The sequence below is a fragment of the Mesorhizobium sp. P3_A9 genome, from assembly GCF_056402975.1.
The window spans coordinates 1-855 of the sequence record NZ_JBFUGJ010000757.1 but is presented as its reverse complement, the minus strand read 5'-3'; the positions used below and the strand labels follow the sequence as shown (position 1 = coordinate 855).

Annotated in this window: 1 protein-coding gene; it reads right to left on the bottom strand. The window is 65.5% G+C overall.

Annotated features, from left to right (window positions below):
• Positions 1-855, bottom strand: an 855-nt coding sequence (locus AC1DX0_RS36560; protein WP_477359462.1) for a GMC family oxidoreductase, incomplete at both ends; no start/stop codon positions are given.

Below are 855 nucleotides of genomic sequence, written 5' to 3'. Positions count from 1 at the left end.
CCTCGACATCGGCATTGGTCGAAAAGGCGTTGGCGACGATCTTTGGATAATCGCGCGGATTGCTGGAGCGTATCATGATCTCGCCGCGGCTCGACGGGCGGCAGTTGGACAGGCCGATGGAGAAGCCGGGCCACGGATCGGGCGTCAGGATCGGCCGCTCGCCGCTCTTCGGGATGACGGTCGAGAACGCCTGGAAATAAAGCTGCATGTTGGGGCGCGAGAACGCCGGGTCGGTGCGGAAGAAGCCGCCGCCATGGTTCATCGACAGCGACAGCGGGCCGGAACGGGTGAGGATGTATTGCATGCCGACCAGCAGCTTGCCCCACCAGGGGCGCAGGATCTGGTTSAGCGTCGGCASCTTGCCCTTGAAGGTGTAGTTKATGCCGACATGGTCCTGCAGATGMGCGCCGACATTCTCGTTGGCGTGGACGACCGGAATGCCGAGCCCCGTGAGCAGGGCCGCAGGGCCGACGCCGGAGAGCTGCAGCAGCTGTGGCGAGTTGATCGATCCACTGGAAAGGATGACCTCGCGGCCGGCTCTCGCCGTCTTCGTCTCGCCGTTCTGCAGATACTGGACCCCGACGGCGCGTTTGCCTTCGAACAGGATGCGGGTCGCCAGCGCATTCATTTCGACGCGGACGTTGGCGCGTTTCATCGCGGGGCGCRGGAAGGCGCGTGCCGCCGACATGCGGCGGCCGTTTTTGGTCGAGATCTGGTAGGTGCCGACGCCTTCCTGGGCGGCGCCATTGAAATCCGGAGTGAGCGGCAGACCGGCCTGCTGGCCGGCCGCGAGATAGCGCGGGGTCAGCGGGTGGACGGCCTTCATCGTCTCGCGGATGTGCAGGGGACCACCGG